15 protein-coding genes are annotated in these 13,561 nt (G+C 62.7%); 4 read left to right on the forward strand and 11 right to left on the reverse strand.

Annotated features, from left to right (window positions below; genetic code table 11):
• From XI06_RS01060 to XI06_RS43620, 4 genes are all read right to left on the reverse strand, one after another.
• Positions 1–1,122: an AI-2E family transporter gene (locus tag XI06_RS01060; RefSeq protein ID WP_237862809.1), complete on the reverse strand. Its 1,122-nt coding sequence runs from the start codon at positions 1,120–1,122 to the stop codon at positions 1–3.
• 21 nt (positions 1,123–1,143) lie between these two features.
• Positions 1,144–1,419, reverse strand: coding sequence for a hypothetical protein (locus XI06_RS01065; protein WP_237862810.1), 276 nt, complete (start codon positions 1,417–1,419; stop codon positions 1,144–1,146).
• Positions 1,420–1,452: 33 nt separating this feature from the next.
• Positions 1,453–2,892, reverse strand: coding sequence for a basic amino acid/polyamine antiporter (locus tag XI06_RS01070; protein WP_271604422.1), 1,440 nt, complete (start codon positions 2,890–2,892; stop codon positions 1,453–1,455).
• A gap of 90 nt (positions 2,893–2,982) precedes the next feature.
• On the reverse strand, positions 2,983–3,261 hold the full coding sequence (locus XI06_RS43620) for a hypothetical protein (protein WP_377803186.1): 279 nt from the start codon (positions 3,259–3,261) through the stop codon (positions 2,983–2,985).
• Between XI06_RS43620 and XI06_RS01075 the strand changes: the two genes are divergently transcribed.
• Together XI06_RS01075 and XI06_RS01080 are read left to right on the forward strand one after the other, a co-directional pair.
• Complete coding sequence (locus XI06_RS01075; protein ID WP_271604423.1) at positions 3,205–3,330, forward strand: hypothetical protein; 126 nt, start codon at positions 3,205–3,207, stop codon at positions 3,328–3,330. The two genes, XI06_RS43620 and XI06_RS01075, sit on opposite strands and share 57 nt — an antisense overlap.
• A 203-nt stretch (positions 3,331–3,533) precedes the next feature.
• The gene (locus tag XI06_RS01080) at positions 3,534–4,247 is read left to right on the forward strand and encodes a Bax inhibitor-1/YccA family protein (RefSeq protein WP_237862813.1); all 714 of its coding nucleotides are present in this window, start codon (positions 3,534–3,536) and stop codon (positions 4,245–4,247) included.
• An 18-nt stretch (positions 4,248–4,265) separates the two neighbouring features.
• On the opposite strand, the gene XI06_RS01085 is transcribed toward XI06_RS01080, so the two are convergent.
• From XI06_RS01085 to XI06_RS01115, 7 genes are all read right to left on the reverse strand, one after another.
• Entirely contained in the window at positions 4,266–4,772 is a 507-nt protein-coding gene (locus XI06_RS01085) for a DUF1269 domain-containing protein (RefSeq protein WP_237872493.1), read from the reverse strand.
• Positions 4,773–4,913: 141 nt separating this feature from the next.
• The gene (locus XI06_RS01090) at positions 4,914–6,635 is read right to left on the reverse strand and encodes a complex I subunit 5 family protein (RefSeq protein ID WP_271604560.1); all 1,722 of its coding nucleotides are present in this window, start codon (positions 6,633–6,635) and stop codon (positions 4,914–4,916) included.
• A 50-nt stretch (positions 6,636–6,685) separates the two neighbouring features.
• Positions 6,686–7,027 (reverse strand): NADH-quinone oxidoreductase subunit K, encoded by a 342-nt coding sequence (locus XI06_RS01095; RefSeq protein ID WP_271604424.1) that lies wholly within the window; start codon positions 7,025–7,027, stop codon positions 6,686–6,688.
• Positions 7,015–7,968 (reverse strand): MnhB domain-containing protein, encoded by a 954-nt coding sequence (locus tag XI06_RS01100; RefSeq protein ID WP_271604425.1) that lies wholly within the window; start codon positions 7,966–7,968, stop codon positions 7,015–7,017. Before XI06_RS01100 ends, XI06_RS01095 begins: the two co-directional genes overlap by 13 nt.
• Entirely contained in the window at positions 7,965–8,258 is a 294-nt protein-coding gene (locus XI06_RS01105; protein WP_237872498.1) for a monovalent cation/H(+) antiporter subunit G, read from the reverse strand. The genes XI06_RS01100 and XI06_RS01105 overlap by 4 nt, the downstream gene beginning before the upstream one ends.
• Entirely contained in the window at positions 8,255–8,545 is a 291-nt protein-coding gene (locus XI06_RS01110) for a monovalent cation/H+ antiporter complex subunit F (protein ID WP_237872500.1), read from the reverse strand. The genes XI06_RS01105 and XI06_RS01110 overlap by 4 nt, the downstream gene beginning before the upstream one ends.
• Positions 8,538–9,023, reverse strand: a complete 486-nt coding sequence (locus XI06_RS01115) for a Na+/H+ antiporter subunit E (protein WP_237872502.1) — start codon at positions 9,021–9,023, stop codon at positions 8,538–8,540. The genes XI06_RS01110 and XI06_RS01115 overlap by 8 nt, the downstream gene beginning before the upstream one ends.
• 360 nt (positions 9,024–9,383) lie before the next feature.
• Here XI06_RS01115 and XI06_RS01120 point away from each other — a divergent pair, with 360 nt between their 5' ends.
• Both XI06_RS01120 and XI06_RS01125 read left to right on the forward strand, forming a co-directional pair.
• Positions 9,384–10,439 carry an efflux RND transporter periplasmic adaptor subunit gene (locus XI06_RS01120; protein WP_442869396.1) on the forward strand — a complete coding sequence of 352 codons (1,056 nt, stop codon included), beginning with the start codon at positions 9,384–9,386 and terminating at the stop codon, positions 10,437–10,439.
• Positions 10,436–13,498 carry an efflux RND transporter permease subunit gene (locus XI06_RS01125; protein ID WP_271604426.1) on the forward strand — a complete coding sequence of 1,021 codons (3,063 nt, stop codon included), beginning with the start codon at positions 10,436–10,438 and terminating at the stop codon, positions 13,496–13,498. The genes XI06_RS01120 and XI06_RS01125 overlap by 4 nt, the downstream gene beginning before the upstream one ends.
• Positions 13,499–13,561: the final 63 nt, after the last annotated feature.

Here is a 13,561-nt window from a genome sequence, read left to right on the forward strand (position 1 = left end):
TTACAAATGTTTGGCGTTCAACGTCTGCTTGGGATCAGCGTCGAGCCAGTCCTCGACGTAGAACCGGATGATCGCAACCCGCCCGACGGCGACCAGGGGCATGGCGAGCGCGATGCCCATGACGCCGAACATCGCGCCCAGCAGGACGATCGCAACCAATGTCCAGGCAGGAGGAATTTCGACGGCCTGGCGCTGGATCAACGGGCCAATGACATAGCCTTCGACCGACTGGATGATGGTGTAGACGACGATGGCCCAGATCAGCAGTGAGGCGCCGAGCGGCATCGCCACGAGGGCGATCGGAATCGCGGCCACGATCGGCCCGAGATACGGGATGAAATTGGACAGACCCGCCTGCAATCCGAGCACGAAGGGACCGGGGAGCCCGATCAAGTAGAGCGCGATCCACACACACAGCGTCATGAGGATGATGCGGATCAATTGCCCGACGAACCATAGCCGCATGACGGCGCCCATCTCGTCCATGACAGCGCTTGCCCGCGCGCGATACGATCGCTTCATCAGCATGACGAGGCTGTCGCGGTGGCTGGTCGGATCAAACGCAAACAGGATCCCGAGGAACAGGATCACGAGAGCGCCGGTCAGCAGGCTCGATGCTCCGCCCAGCACGATCTGGGCGTGGCTGATGAACCTGCCCTGGTCGGAGAAAAGCCATTGCGAGAAATTGCGGCCGCCTTCCGGACCAAGCAGCTCCACGCCGTACGACAGCAAATGCGCCTGGACGATGTCGAGTTGGGTATCCATCACCTTGATCAAGTTCCGCGTCTGCTCCGGCAGCTTGCCCGCACCCCAGTCGAGGCCAAACCCCGCGATGGCCGATAGCAGCAACAGCACCAGCGTCAGCCGCCAGGCACGATTGAGCGGGATGACCGGCGCCAAGGCCCGCGCTGACGCATCGAGAAACGCCGCACACAGCACACCCGCGAAGATGAGGAGAAGGCTGGAGACCGTCTGCCAGATCAGGAACAGCGCGACGCCAGCGGCAAGCAGGCTCAGTCCCGTCCCCAAAATGCTGCGCGGTCCGGCATCGCGGGGACGATCAACCGGCTCGTCGCGCCGTGTGACCTCGGAATCTCTCTCGCCTGTACGCGCGTCGTTCATGGGTCGACCAATGCGCTGGTCCTATTGCGGCGCCTGAACCTGGCTGCGGACGCGGCGGCTGCCAAAATGCGGATGCGTGCCGCCGCGATGACGCCAGTAACGGTGCTTGGTCGGGGTCATATTGGTATTGGGCGTCGCGGTCTTCGTCTCTGACTTCATCTCGGATTTGGGCGCGGACGTGCCAGTGTCCTGCGCAGCGGATGTGGCGGGAGCATTCGACTGGGCCAAGGACAGGGTCGGCGGTGTAGCCGCCGCCATCCCGACCAGAATCAGGACCCCGTAGAGTGTGACTTTCATGTTCGCCTCCCAATGATCAGAGGTCGCTGGAATTCAGATCGATATGGCTCCGGTCGCGAGTGCATAGATGCCGGCGCACGCGGCGATCGCAATCGCCGCAAACAGGATGGCCTCGAGCGGTGTGAAGGTCGCTTCCTTGCGTTCGCGCTTCGCCAGAAAGAAGAGCAAGGTGCCGGGCACGTACAGAATGGACGACAGCAGCAGAAATTTGGGCCCGCCGGCGTAGATCATGCCGACCGCGTAAAGCGTCGCGATCATCGAGCGGATCCAGTCGACTACACGCGCCCGCTCGAAGGCCTTGTAGGTCTCGCCGCGCGAGGCCAGCTTCAGGCCATAGGCCGCGACAAGGAAGTACGGAACCAGCGTCATCGCGCTCGTCATCTTCAAGGCGAGCGTGAAGGCGTATTCCGCAAACCAGGTCACGAGGAGGAAGAGCTGGATGACGCAGTTGGTGAGCCAGAGCGCACCGGAGGGAACGTCGTGCACGTTTACGCGGGCGAGAAAGGAGGGCATGGTTCGATTGACAGCCGCAGAATGCAGGACCTCGGCAGCCAGCAGCGACCATGAAAGATAGTTGCCGAGGATCGAGATCAGCAATCCGACGCTGATGAACACGCCGCCCCAGCGACCAACCATCGCTTCCATGACGCCCGCCATCGACGGCGTCGGGAGGCCCGCCAGGTGTTGTCGTGGCAGTACGCCGTACGACAGCAGCGTCACGAGGACGAGAAGGCAGAGAACAGTCAGAAACCCGACCACGGTTGCAAAGCCGATGTCGGCGCGGTTCCGGGCATAGCGGGAATATACGCTTGCACCCTCGATACCGACGAAGACAAATACGGTCAGCAGCATCGTGCTGCGGACCTGGTTGAACACGTCAGAAAAATCCGGCGTTGCCGTTCCCCAGAAATTCCCGGCGAACAAATCGCCGTCGAGGGTGATCGCGGCCACGATAATAAACAAGAATATCGGGATGACCTTGGCGTAGGTCGCCACTGTGTTGAGCGCGGTCGCGCCCTTGATGCCGCGCAGCACCAGCACGTGTACGCTCCACAGCAGCACGGTTGCGGAGGCAATGGCGATCGGTGTCGAGCCGTCGCCGAAGACCGGGAAGAACGTCCCCAGGGTCGCCTTGATCAGAATGAGGCAGGCGACGTCTGCAAGACAGCAGCCGATCCAGTAGCCAACGGCCGAAGCGAACCCGATATACTCCCCGAATCCAGCCTTGGCGTAGGCGTAAATGCCGGCATCAAGGTCAGGCTTGCGCTGGGACAGCGATTGGAACACCAATGCCAGCATGAGCATGCCGGTGCCCGCGATCGCCCAGGCGATGATCGCTCCGAATGCGCCAGTGGCTCGTCCGAAGGATGCTGGCAATGCGAAGATGCCAGAACCGACCATCGACCCGATCACAAGGGCGATGAGCGCGTTGCGGGAGAGCTTCTGATTGGCCTCGTTCGTCGAAGGAGCCATGAGGACGGCCTTCCAAATCCGGGACGGAAGCCGGCACGGATGCCGGCCAATCCCGGTGAAGAGCCTAGAGGCACCCCTCACCTTCGGACATCAGGGATTCTCTGTAGAAGCCAGAGCCGGAAATCGGCCCGTGCCGGAGCTCTGTGAGCGGCCATCAGATCTTGGCGGCGCGGCAGCCGGGCCCTCATCGCGACAGCATGATGGCGATCCGGGAAGAGCGGCACGAGCTACGAATACGACACCGGCGCGGAAGAATTCGCCGGCCTTCGCGAGCTCGGCGGCGATCCGCTGGGCGTGCAGAACGGCTGCGTCATGATTGACATGGTCACATCCGATGCCATCGGGACAAAGACCGTATTTGTCGACGATATGGAAGAAGAAGCGCATGCCGCCGAATTAAGCCGGATCGCGGCCGGCTTCCAAGTGACAAAGCCGTAAGAGACCTACACCAAAGGGATGAGAAACGGCGCCGGATTGCGCATTGGTAATGAGCGGGATGGCTGCCGCGAAGGGCGGGGCGGCGGGCGGTTGCAGCCGCATACGTGGTTTTCGCCACCGGCACTCGGGTGATTGTCCGATGCCGTCGCGCGGGTGTGGAGGCTAGCTTGGCCGGGCTCCGCGAGTTCAGGAGGAGGCAAGCTATGACCAACTTCGATCAGAACCTTTCGAGATCAGGCGCGATCGGTGGCGGCACAACTGCGGTGGACGCCGGATTGCGCAATTACATGATGCGCATCTACAACTACATGGCTGCGGGTGTCGGCCTCACCGCTGTCGCCGCGTGGTTGACCTACCAGCTCACCGGCCCGGCGTTGCTGCAGAACCCGTTGATGTGGGTCTTTATCCTGGCGCCGCTGGCACTGGTGTTCTTCATCAGCGCGCGCATCAACACGCTTTCGGTATCAACGGCGCGCCTGCTGTTCTTCATTTATGCAGCGCTGGTCGGCGTATCGCTCTCGACCTTGTTCCACATCTATACGAGCGCTTCGATCACACGCGTATTCTTCATCTCTGCCGCGACGTTCGGGGCGCTCAGCGTCTTCGGCTACACGACGAGGCGCGACCTCTCCGGCCTCGGCACCTTCCTGTTCATGGGGCTCATTGGCGTCATCATCGCGAGCCTCGTGAACATCTTCCTGCAGTCAACCGGACTCGACTGGCTGATTTCGGTCGTAGGCGTCGGCGTCTTCGCCGGGCTTACGGCCTACGACACGCAGCGGATCAAGGCGATGTACGATGCCGGTGACGATGAAACCTCGGCAGGCCGCAAGTCGGTTATTGCGGCGCTGTCGCTCTATCTCAACTTCATCAACCTGTTCATGATGATGCTACGCCTGCTCGGCGGCCGGCGCTGAACGGCTGAAGGCATCCGTTCAGGCCGCTGGCCGCTCCGCGGCGGCGCTTGCGAGCGCGTCGCGCAGAGCCTGTTCCTTGGCATCGTCCAGCGACGTCTTCAGCACCGTCCCGCCGGCGTCCTTGATCTCCTTCAGCACCTTGTCGGCGGTCATATTCTTGATCAGGACGAACAGGGCGGCGTTGCCGGTGTGCAGTGAGCCAGACAGCTCCTTCATGAAGGCGTCGTCGATGCCGAAGTCGGTCAGCGCGCCGCCGAGTGCGCCGGATGCCGCGCCGACCGCGACACCAAGGATCGGATTGAGGAAAATCACGCCGATCAGAAGACCCCAGAAGCTTCCGGTCATCGCGCCCATCGCCGTCGTGTTGACGAGTTGATTGAGCTTGATGCCGCCGGACTCCGTTTTCACGGCGATGACGGCGTCGCTTATCGTGATCAGATACTCTTTCTGCAATTTGAGGAGGCGCTGACGTACCTCTTCGGCTTTCGCTTCGGACGGATACACGATCGCGACGAGATCGGACATTGAGACCTCCGTTTCCATTGGGGCAGGTCCGCTCAGGGCCGACTGGCCCCGACCGCACAGAGCGAGATCAAGAATAGAGCGTGAGCCGCCGACCCGGCATCCGACAAAACCCCGGGCGCGCCGGATGTTTTTCCGATCCGTTCAATCCGCTCCAAACATTGAAGCAGCGAGCAGCACCGTTACGGCGAGCATGCAGATGCCGGCCACCGGCCATTGACGAAGGACGCGATCACCCCGTTCGACAAGGCCGCCAAGCCCCAGACCCGCGCGCCGGAAAGGACCGAGCACGCTCGCCAGATCTTTCCAGGCCATCGTACCGACGAGCGGATGTGGCCAGGGACTGAGCAGGATCGCGAGCGCGGTACCTCCGAGCACGGTTATGAGCGATTTGACGAGCGATTCGACGCCAAACAGCTTCGATTCCAGAGCATACGGGATCGGCAAGTACGGCTGCCAAGGCAGCAGGCCAAGCAACAGCGAGCAGAGCGCCAAGGCAAGTGCCGCTAAATCGCTGCCGCGTCGCGGCCTCGCCGCGAGGGCAACCGGCTGATCCGGAGGCGAAAGCGCGTGGACAAGTACCAGCAAGACATAGGCGGCCGTGAACATCCCGCCAAACTGGAGCGCGCCAGCCCACCACCACTGTCCCGTCCTCGCAGTCTCCAGGAGCAGCAATTCCTTCGCCAGCGAAGCACCGCCCGGCTGAAGTCCCATCAGTGCGAAGCCGGCCAACGCGAAGGTCATGACGCTCAGGGGCAGAGCGCGCGCGGTGCCGCCGATCCCGGTGATGCGGTCATGGCCCAGGCCGGCGTAGATCGACCCGACTGCCATGAACATCGCCGCTTTCGCAGTGGCGTGGGAGATCGCCTGTATCAATCCACCTGCCAGCGCCGGTCCGGTGTCGAGTCGGCCCTGACCATCGAGGGCGAGTGGAAACAGTAGGAAGAGGTACCCGATCTGGGCCAATGTCGAATATGCGACGAGCAGCTTAAGCCGGTCCTGCCGCAGGGCGACGATGCTCCCCACCACGATCGCGCCAGCCCCCAGCGTTGCCAAAATCTGTGCAGCGGCAAAGCCCGGCAAGGCGAGCAGCACGTCGAACCATAGCCGCAGGAGGATGAAGAACGATCCCTTCACGACCAGTCCGGACAGGATTGCGCTCGCTGCGGCCGGGGCACCGGCGTGAGCGGGCGGCAGCCAGAGGTGCAGCGGAAACAGCGCGGTCTTTGCGAGGAGGCCGGACGTCATCAGCGCCGCCGCAATAAGCACGCCGGGTTCCGCGGAGACGCGATGCGACAGCAGCAAGATATCGAGCGTACCGTAGAGGCCATAGAGCAGAGCGGTGCCCATCAAATAGAAGACCGACCCGACCAACGCGAACAGAAGGTAGCGCAACGCGGCCCGAAGCGTGTCCGCGCGGCCCTCGAGAGAGACCAACGGCACCGCCGCGAATGTCAGCAGTTCCAAGGCAACGTAAAGGGTGAAGAGGTCGCCGCCGACAAAGATGGTGTTCAGCGCTGCCCAGATCGCCATCAACAGAACCCAAAATGCGAATGGTACCCGCCGGCTTCCTGCTGCAGGAGGAGAATCGGCCGCTGCATACACGCCGACCGCACAGATGATGATCGCCGTGGCCGCGAGCATCACCGCAGACAATCCGTCCGCGCGCAACGCCACTCCCAGCGGCGGCGACCAGGCGCCAAGAAGATAGACAATGAAGCCATCGCCTCGCGGCAAGGCAAGGAGAATGGCCATTGCGATTGCCGCTCCGACCGGCATGACGGCAAGGGCGATCTGCCGGACGTAGCGCTCGCTCAGCACGAACGACAACAGCACGCCCGCGACAGGCACAACGATCGACAGCACCAACAGATGGCCATCCGCGGTCGTCGCCAGCAAGGTCGCAGGGGCCGGCATCAACCACCAAACCGATCGGGGCGCGGCCTCGTCGGCGCGTCGCTATCCAGCGTGGCCGAGCCGGCAGTGTCGAACAGCCGCAGTAGCAAGGCGATGGCCAGGGCGGTCGCCGAGAACGCGACCACCACGCCAGTAATCACCAAGGCCTGCGGCACCGGATCACTGCCTATCCCTGCGACCGCTCCCCGCCGCCCAATCACGCCAAACAGGAGGAATACGCCGCTGCCAAGCAGATTGAAGGCGATGATCTTGCGGAGGGGCTGCGGATTGGCGATCACGCCGTAGAGACCAAGTCCGACTACGGCAGCAGCGCACAGTCCAAACACCGTCACGGTGCCCATGGCTCCGCGCTCCGTTCCGGCGCGCCTGACAGCAGCAGGCCGAGGGTTGTCGCGATCGTCAGAACCATCGCGACCTCGATCCCGAGGATCAGGGGCTTGGCCAGCGCCGGCGCATAGGACAGGAATGCAGCGCCGAACAGAAGGCCCGCGAGGCCGACGATGAGGAACAGGCCGGAGCCGGCCACCAGAATAAGCCGTAGAGGTCGGCTGCTCACGGGTGGCGTGTCCGCCAACCCGGCCATGGTGGCCAGCAGCCACATCGACGCGAGAATCGCGCCGCCCTGGAAAGCTCCGCCGGGATGGTTCGCGCCAGTCCAGAAGACATAGATCCCGACGACAATGCCGACAGGCGACAGCAGGCGTGCAAGAAAAGCGAGAACACCATATGGATCGGCCCGGTGGCGTGGCCCCGGACGGCCGCCCCAAGCGCTATCAGGTGCAAGCGACCAAACGCCGACGATGGCCAGCACGAGCACGACCTTCTCAAGCATGGTATCCATCGCCCGGAACGCCATCAGAACGTTGGTCACGGGATTGGACAGGCCTGTTGCCCAGGCATTTGCGACAGAAGCTGGAGCAAGCGACGGAGCAGGATCGGGCAGCAGCAGGACCGTGCCGGCGAGAGTTGCGGTCGTCAGCACCGACAGCGCTGCCGCGGTTGCCCGCAGCAATTTGCCCGGCGCCGCTTCCGCCATCGGTTCGGCATCGCGCAATCGCGCGGCCGCACCCAACAGCAAGACGCCGCTGAGCCCTCCGCCGATCGCCGCTTCGGTCAGTGCGACGTCAGCAGCATCGAGACGTACCCAGATGAGCGCGACCAGCAGTCCATAGGCAACGAAACCGACCGTCGCCGAAAAGGTCTCGCGAACCACAATCGTCCAGATGCCGAGGCCCAGCAAGACCGCAGCGAGCATGATTTCGAAAGCCGTCGCGATGCTCATCTGATCGATCCGCCTTGGCGCGCGGCGCGCGCAATCAGTTGCGAGACCGTCGCGCCTGCGAGCAGCCCGAGCAGCCAGATACTGACCAGCTTCAGCGCGTCTCGAAGACTATCTGCTTGCGGAAGCAATCCGAGCACGACGAGACCCAGGCCAAGATTGTCCGCCTTGGTGAGCGCGTGCAGGCGCGTCAGCGTATCGGGAAAGCGAAGTAGACCGACGGTACCGGCCAGAAAGAAGAACGCACCCGCCGACACGGCCGCAATGCTTATCATGTCGCGCACAAGGCTCATTCGTTCTCCGTTGATGCGGTCCCGTCGGCTTCGAACCGGGAAAGCCCCTTCTTGACGAACGCGATGGAAGCGAAGGTTGCCAAGAGCGCCAAAGTCAGCGCCACGTCGACTGCCGCAGGGACGCCCGCGACAGTGCCGAGCAGTAGCAGCGCCGCAATACCTCCGGTTCCGATCAACTGCGTCGCCATCACACGGTCGGCGTCTCCTGGGCCCCGCAGGATCGACACCAGCCCAAGCGCCAACATGGCCAGGATGAAGCCGACCGCGGCGGTCAGAAACTCAGTCATTGTAAAGCGCTCGAACCAAGGCCTCCTCCTCCGCAGCAAGCTCCGCAATCACGGGCCGTTCGACGTCGAGGCAGTGATAGAAGATCTGCGCGTTCTGATCTCCCGCAGGCACGGTGCCAGGAAGCAGGCTGGTGAGCGTTGCGAACACATTGCGACGCGGACCAGGCGGCAGGCCGGTTGGATAGGCGACAAATCCGGGGCGCAGCGGCAGCCGCGGATCGAGCGCGCGCCTTGCGACGTCCGCTCCGGCAACGATGGAGTGATACAGAAAGAGCAACACCAGCCGGCCGAGCGCGCGAGGCGAGAGCCGCGAGCTGCCAGGCGCCAGGAAACGCAGGCTCGTCCAGGTTGCCGCGCCGACAGCGGTCGCTGCAGCGGGAACGTCATCGAGGGTGGCGCCGGCAAGGACGAGCCAAAGGCAAAGAAACCATGCCGCGCGGGACGCCACGCTGACTCGGGCTGCGACGTGCGCACGCACTTCTCGTCTCCCCTGAGGATCCTACCATTGCGCGCGAAACGTTGCGCTCTTGATCGCACCTGCGATATCGGGTGATCGCCTGACTGGGTGTCGGGAATTCCCTAAAACGTCGCCGGAGCGCGTTGTTCACGCGCGCGCGCCGTCATTTGTCTGCGTCTTGTTAGCCGCGATTGCATCCAGCCACACCGGGTAGATTTACCGATGTGTGCGACCGATCCCTTGGGCAAAGCTACCAACGGGAGAGCCCGCGGAATCCCCAACCTCGGGAAAGCCTGGTCGGCAACATTTCCGCAAGTTGAGGGGCTGATGATCATGTGCAACCGCCGAACGACATCTCGGCAAGTCTTTGCACCAATCCTGATGGTTGCGGCCTCCGCGCTGATCCTGGCAGCGTGTGGACGCGATACGGAAACCAAGGAATCGCCGCCGCGTCCGGTCCGGACCACGACGATCGAGAAGCGCGAGAGCCTCGTGCCATTGACCTTCACAGGCCGCGTGGAGGCTGAGGACGAAGTCAGCGTCGCCTTCCGGATTTCGGGACGCCTGCTTGCGAACGACATCAAGGTTGGTGACAGGGTTGAGGCCGGGCAATTGCTGGCCGAACTGGAGCCGCAAAACGAGCTGAGCGGATTGCGGCAGGCGAAGGCTGCTCTTTCCGCCGCGCAGGGCCAGTTGACGCAGGCGCGCAACCATTACGAACGCCAGGAGACACTGTTGGCGCAGGGATGGACCACGCGCGCCAATTTCGAGGCGGCAACGCAGGCGCGGCAAACGGCCCAGTCGCAGGTCGAGGCGGCGGAGGCACAGTTAAGTTCTGCGCACGATCTCGTCAGCTTCACCGAACTGCGAGCCGACGCGGCAGGCAAGATCATCGCGACCGGGCCACCCGCCGGCGAGGTCGTTCAAGCCGGGCAGATGATCGCAAGGATCGCCAGACAGGACGGCCGCGACGCCGTCTTCGACATTCCCGCTCAGATGGTGAGATCGGCGCCGGCAGGCGTGCAGGTCACGGTCAGCCTGACGGATGATCCCAACGTTACGGCACAAGGCCGTATTCGTCAGATCGCAGCGCAAGCCGATGCCGTTACCCGCACGTTTGAGGTCAAGGTCGGTTTGACGGATCCGCCGGCGGCGATGCGGCTCGGCGCGACAGTCAACGGCCGAGTCGAAATCAATTCCGGGCCGACGATCGACATACCGGCAACCGCGTTGACGCGGATCAACCAACAGCCGGCCGTGTGGATTCTCGACCCGTCGACGAACGTCGTGGCTGCACGCAACGTTGAAATCCTGCGCTCCGACCAAGCACAGGTGACTGTCTCGCAAGGATTGGATGCCGGAGAGATTATCGTCACCGCGGGCGTTCAGGCCCTGCATCCGGGCCAGAGGGTGCGCGTGCTCGGGTCAGAGCCATGACCGGACTCAACCTCTCCGAATGGGCGCTCAAGCATCGCTCGCTCGTCGTCTATGTCATGATGGTTGCCGTGATCACGGGGGCCCTGGCGTATTTCCGGCTTGGTCGAAACGAGGATCCTTCGTTCATCATCAAGACCATGGTCGTTCAGGCGGCCTGGCCGGGGGCAACGGCTGAAGAAACAATGAAGCAGGTGACGGAACGGCTCGAGCGTCAGTTGCAGCAGACCCCCCATCTGGACTTCCTGCGCAGCTCCACCCGGGCAGGACTGGTCACGATCTTCGTCAACCTGGAAGGAAGCGCGAACGCAAGGCAGGTTTCCGATGCCTGGTACGAGGTGAGGAAGAGCGTCGGGGATATGCGCCATACCCTACCCTCAGGGGTCATCGGCCCAGGCTTCAATGACGATTTCGGTGACACGTTTGGTATCGTCTACGGCTTTACCAGCGATGGCTTCACCCAGCGGGAGTTGCGCGACCGTGTCGAGGATATCCGCTCCCGATTGCTTCGCATCCCGGACGTGTCGAAGATCGAGTTGATGGGCGCACAGGATGAGGTGATCTTCGTCGAATTCTCCAAGCAGGAACTTGCCACCCTGGGCATTGATCGGACGGCCCTGCTCGCCGCGCTACAAGCGCAAAATATCGTCCATCCGGCCGGGATGATCCAGACCAGCAAGGAAAGCATCTCCGTTCGGGTTTCAGGCAGCTTTCAGTCGGAGCAGGACATTGCCGCCGTCAACTTCGTCGCGGGCGGTCGCACCATTCGCCTGAGCGACATCGCGCAGGTGCGGCGGGGATATGTCGACCCGCCGCAACCGATGTTCCGGGTCAATGGCCAACCCGCTATCGGGCTGGCCATCGCCATGCGCGATGGCGGCGATATTCTAGCACTCGGCAGGAACATCAAGAAGGTGATGGAGCAGATCACCGCCGACCTCCCGATTGGAATCGAGCCGAGTCTCGTCGCCGATCAGGCCGTTGTAGTCGAAGGCGCGATCGGCGAATTCATGACGTCGCTGTTGCAGGCCATCGCCATCATCATGGTCGTGAGCTTCATCAGCCTCGGAATCCGTCCCGGCCTTATCATCGCGCTTGCCATCCCGTTGACGCTGGCCATCGTATTTCCAATCATGGAGATGGCCCGCATCGACATGCAGCGGATATCGCTGGGAGCGCTGATCATCGCGCTCGCACTGTTGGTCGACGATGCGATGACGACGACCGATGCAACGCTCACTCGGCTGGCGCAAGGCGACAGCAAGGTCGACGCCGCGACGTTCGCCTATCGCAGCCACGCCTTTGCCATGCTCGCTGGAACGCTGGTGACAATCGCGGGCTTCATTCCGGTTGGCTTTGCGGCGAGTTCGGCCGGCGAATATACGTTCTCGCTGTTTGCCGTCGTCGCGATCGCGCTCCTCGTGTCGTGGTTCGTTGCCGTGATCTTCACGCCGTTGCTGGGCGTGCTCATTCTTGTTCCACCGAAGCAGAAGAACTCCGCTGAGCCCGGCAGGATATTCCGCCTTTATCGGAGCTGTCTCACGCTGGCGATGCGCGCCAAATGGTTGACGATCGCGGTCTCGCTGGCGCTCTTCGTCGCCTCCGTTCTCGCGCTTCCGTTGATACCGCAACAGTTTTTTCCGTCGTCCGACCGGCCTGAATTGCTTGTGGATCTCAGCCTGCCCCAGAATGCATCGATCTTTGCCAGCGAAGCCGCAGCGAAGCGTCTGGACGCGGCTCTGGCCGGCGACCCGGACGTGCATCACTGGAGCACCAATGTGGGACGTGGTGCAATCCGCTTCTATCTTCCACTCAACGCAGAGCTTCCGAACGATTTCTTCACACAGGCGGTCGTCGTGGCAAAGGACGTTGCAGCGCGCGAGCGCCTGCATGTGAAACTGGAGCGTCTGCTCGCGGAGGAATTTCCGGCTGCGGTCGCGTCGGTTTCGCCGCTCGGCCTCGGCCCGCCGGTCGGATGGCCCTTGCAATATCGCGTGAGCGGACCCGATGTCGAGCAGGTACGTGAGTTCGCTCTCAAGGTAGGGCAGATCCTCGCTTCCGATCCCCGGACCAAGAGCATCAATTTCGATTGGATGGAGCCGGCGCGCGAGCTGCGCATTCGCGTCGATCAGGATGAAGCGCGTCGTCTCGGACTGAGCTCGCAGGCGATATCGACCGTGCTGAACACCGTGATTTCAGGCGCAATCGTCACCCAGGTTCGCGACGACGTCTATCTGGTCGACGTGGTGGCCCGCGCAGTCGACGAACAGCGCATCTCGCTGTCCAATCTGCGGACGCTTCAAGTGCCGCTGCCTGGTGGAAGGACCGTGTCGCTCAGCCAGTTTGCGACGTTCGAATTTCAACAGCAAAATCCGCTGATCTGGCGACGCGACCGCGTTCCGACGTTGACAGTGCGTGCCGACATCAACGGAGGATCGCTGCCGAATTCGGTGGTGGATGCTCTATCGCCAGCCATCGAACGGTTGAGAAAGACGCTACCCGCTTTTTACGAAGTGGTCGTCGGCGGGACCGTGGAAGAAAGCCGGAGATCGCAGGCGTCCGTACTCGCCGTGGTGCCCATGATGCTGTTCGTCATGTTCACGGTTCTGATGGTCCAGTTGCAGAGCTTTCCGCGGCTATTGATGGTCGCAAGCGTGGCGCCACTCGGCATGATCGGCGTCGTCGCCGCCTTGTTGCTCTCCGGCAGACCGATGGGCTTTGTCACGATTCTGGGCGTTCTCGCCTTGCTTGGCATGATCTGCAAGAACGCTGTGATCCTGATTGGCCAGATCGATGCGGAGCGCGCGCAGGGCAAGAGTCCCTGGGAAGCGGCGGTGGATGCCAGTAGTTCCCGCTTCCGTCCTATCATGCTGACGGCGGTATCGACGGTTCTCGGCATGATCCCGATTGCTCCAACCGTATTCTGGGGACCGATGGCCGTTGCCATCATGGGCGGCCTGCTGGTTGCGACCGTCCTGACCTTGGTCCTGCTGCCGACAATGTACGTGGCCTGTTTCGGCGAGAAGGAACGCGCCGGGGCACCTGCAGCGTCGCCGTCTTGAACCGTTGTTTCCGGCGAGGGAAATCCCGGCCCTCGACTAGGTGATCACCCGATATTCCGGGCT

Origin of the sequence: Bradyrhizobium sp. CCBAU 11434 (assembly GCF_028128895.1) — a bacterium.
Classification (GTDB): domain Bacteria; phylum Pseudomonadota; class Alphaproteobacteria; order Rhizobiales; family Xanthobacteraceae; genus Bradyrhizobium; species Bradyrhizobium zhengyangense.

Excerpts from the sequence above, each read along its gene's own strand:
- XI06_RS01085 (WP_237872493.1), bottom strand. The coding sequence starts at position 4,772 with ATGTCCGATCTCGTCGCGATCGTGTATCCGTCCGAAGCGAAAGCCGAA.
- XI06_RS01080 (WP_237862813.1), top strand. The coding sequence starts at position 3,534 with ATGACCAACTTCGATCAGAACCTTTCGAGATCAGGCGCGATCGGTGGC.
- XI06_RS01125 (WP_271604426.1), top strand. The coding sequence starts at position 10,436 with ATGACCGGACTCAACCTCTCCGAATGGGCGCTCAAGCATCGCTCGCTC.
- XI06_RS01095 (WP_271604424.1), bottom strand. The coding sequence starts at position 7,027 with ATGGGCACCGTGACGGTGTTTGGACTGTGCGCTGCTGCCGTAGTCGGA.
- XI06_RS01060 (WP_237862809.1), bottom strand. The coding sequence starts at position 1,122 with ATGAACGACGCGCGTACAGGCGAGAGAGATTCCGAGGTCACACGGCGC.
- XI06_RS01100 (WP_271604425.1), bottom strand. The coding sequence starts at position 7,968 with ATGAGCATCGCGACGGCTTTCGAAATCATGCTCGCTGCGGTCTTGCTG.
- XI06_RS01075 (WP_271604423.1), top strand. The coding sequence starts at position 3,205 with ATGATTGACATGGTCACATCCGATGCCATCGGGACAAAGACCGTATTT.
- XI06_RS01120 (WP_442869396.1), top strand. The coding sequence starts at position 9,384 with ATGGTTGCGGCCTCCGCGCTGATCCTGGCAGCGTGTGGACGCGATACG.
- XI06_RS01105 (WP_237872498.1), bottom strand. The coding sequence starts at position 8,258 with ATGAGCCTTGTGCGCGACATGATAAGCATTGCGGCCGTGTCGGCGGGT.
- XI06_RS01110 (WP_237872500.1), bottom strand. The coding sequence starts at position 8,545 with ATGACTGAGTTTCTGACCGCCGCGGTCGGCTTCATCCTGGCCATGTTG.
- XI06_RS01065 (WP_237862810.1), bottom strand. The coding sequence starts at position 1,419 with ATGAAAGTCACACTCTACGGGGTCCTGATTCTGGTCGGGATGGCGGCG.
- XI06_RS01070 (WP_271604422.1), bottom strand. The coding sequence starts at position 2,892 with ATGGCTCCTTCGACGAACGAGGCCAATCAGAAGCTCTCCCGCAACGCG.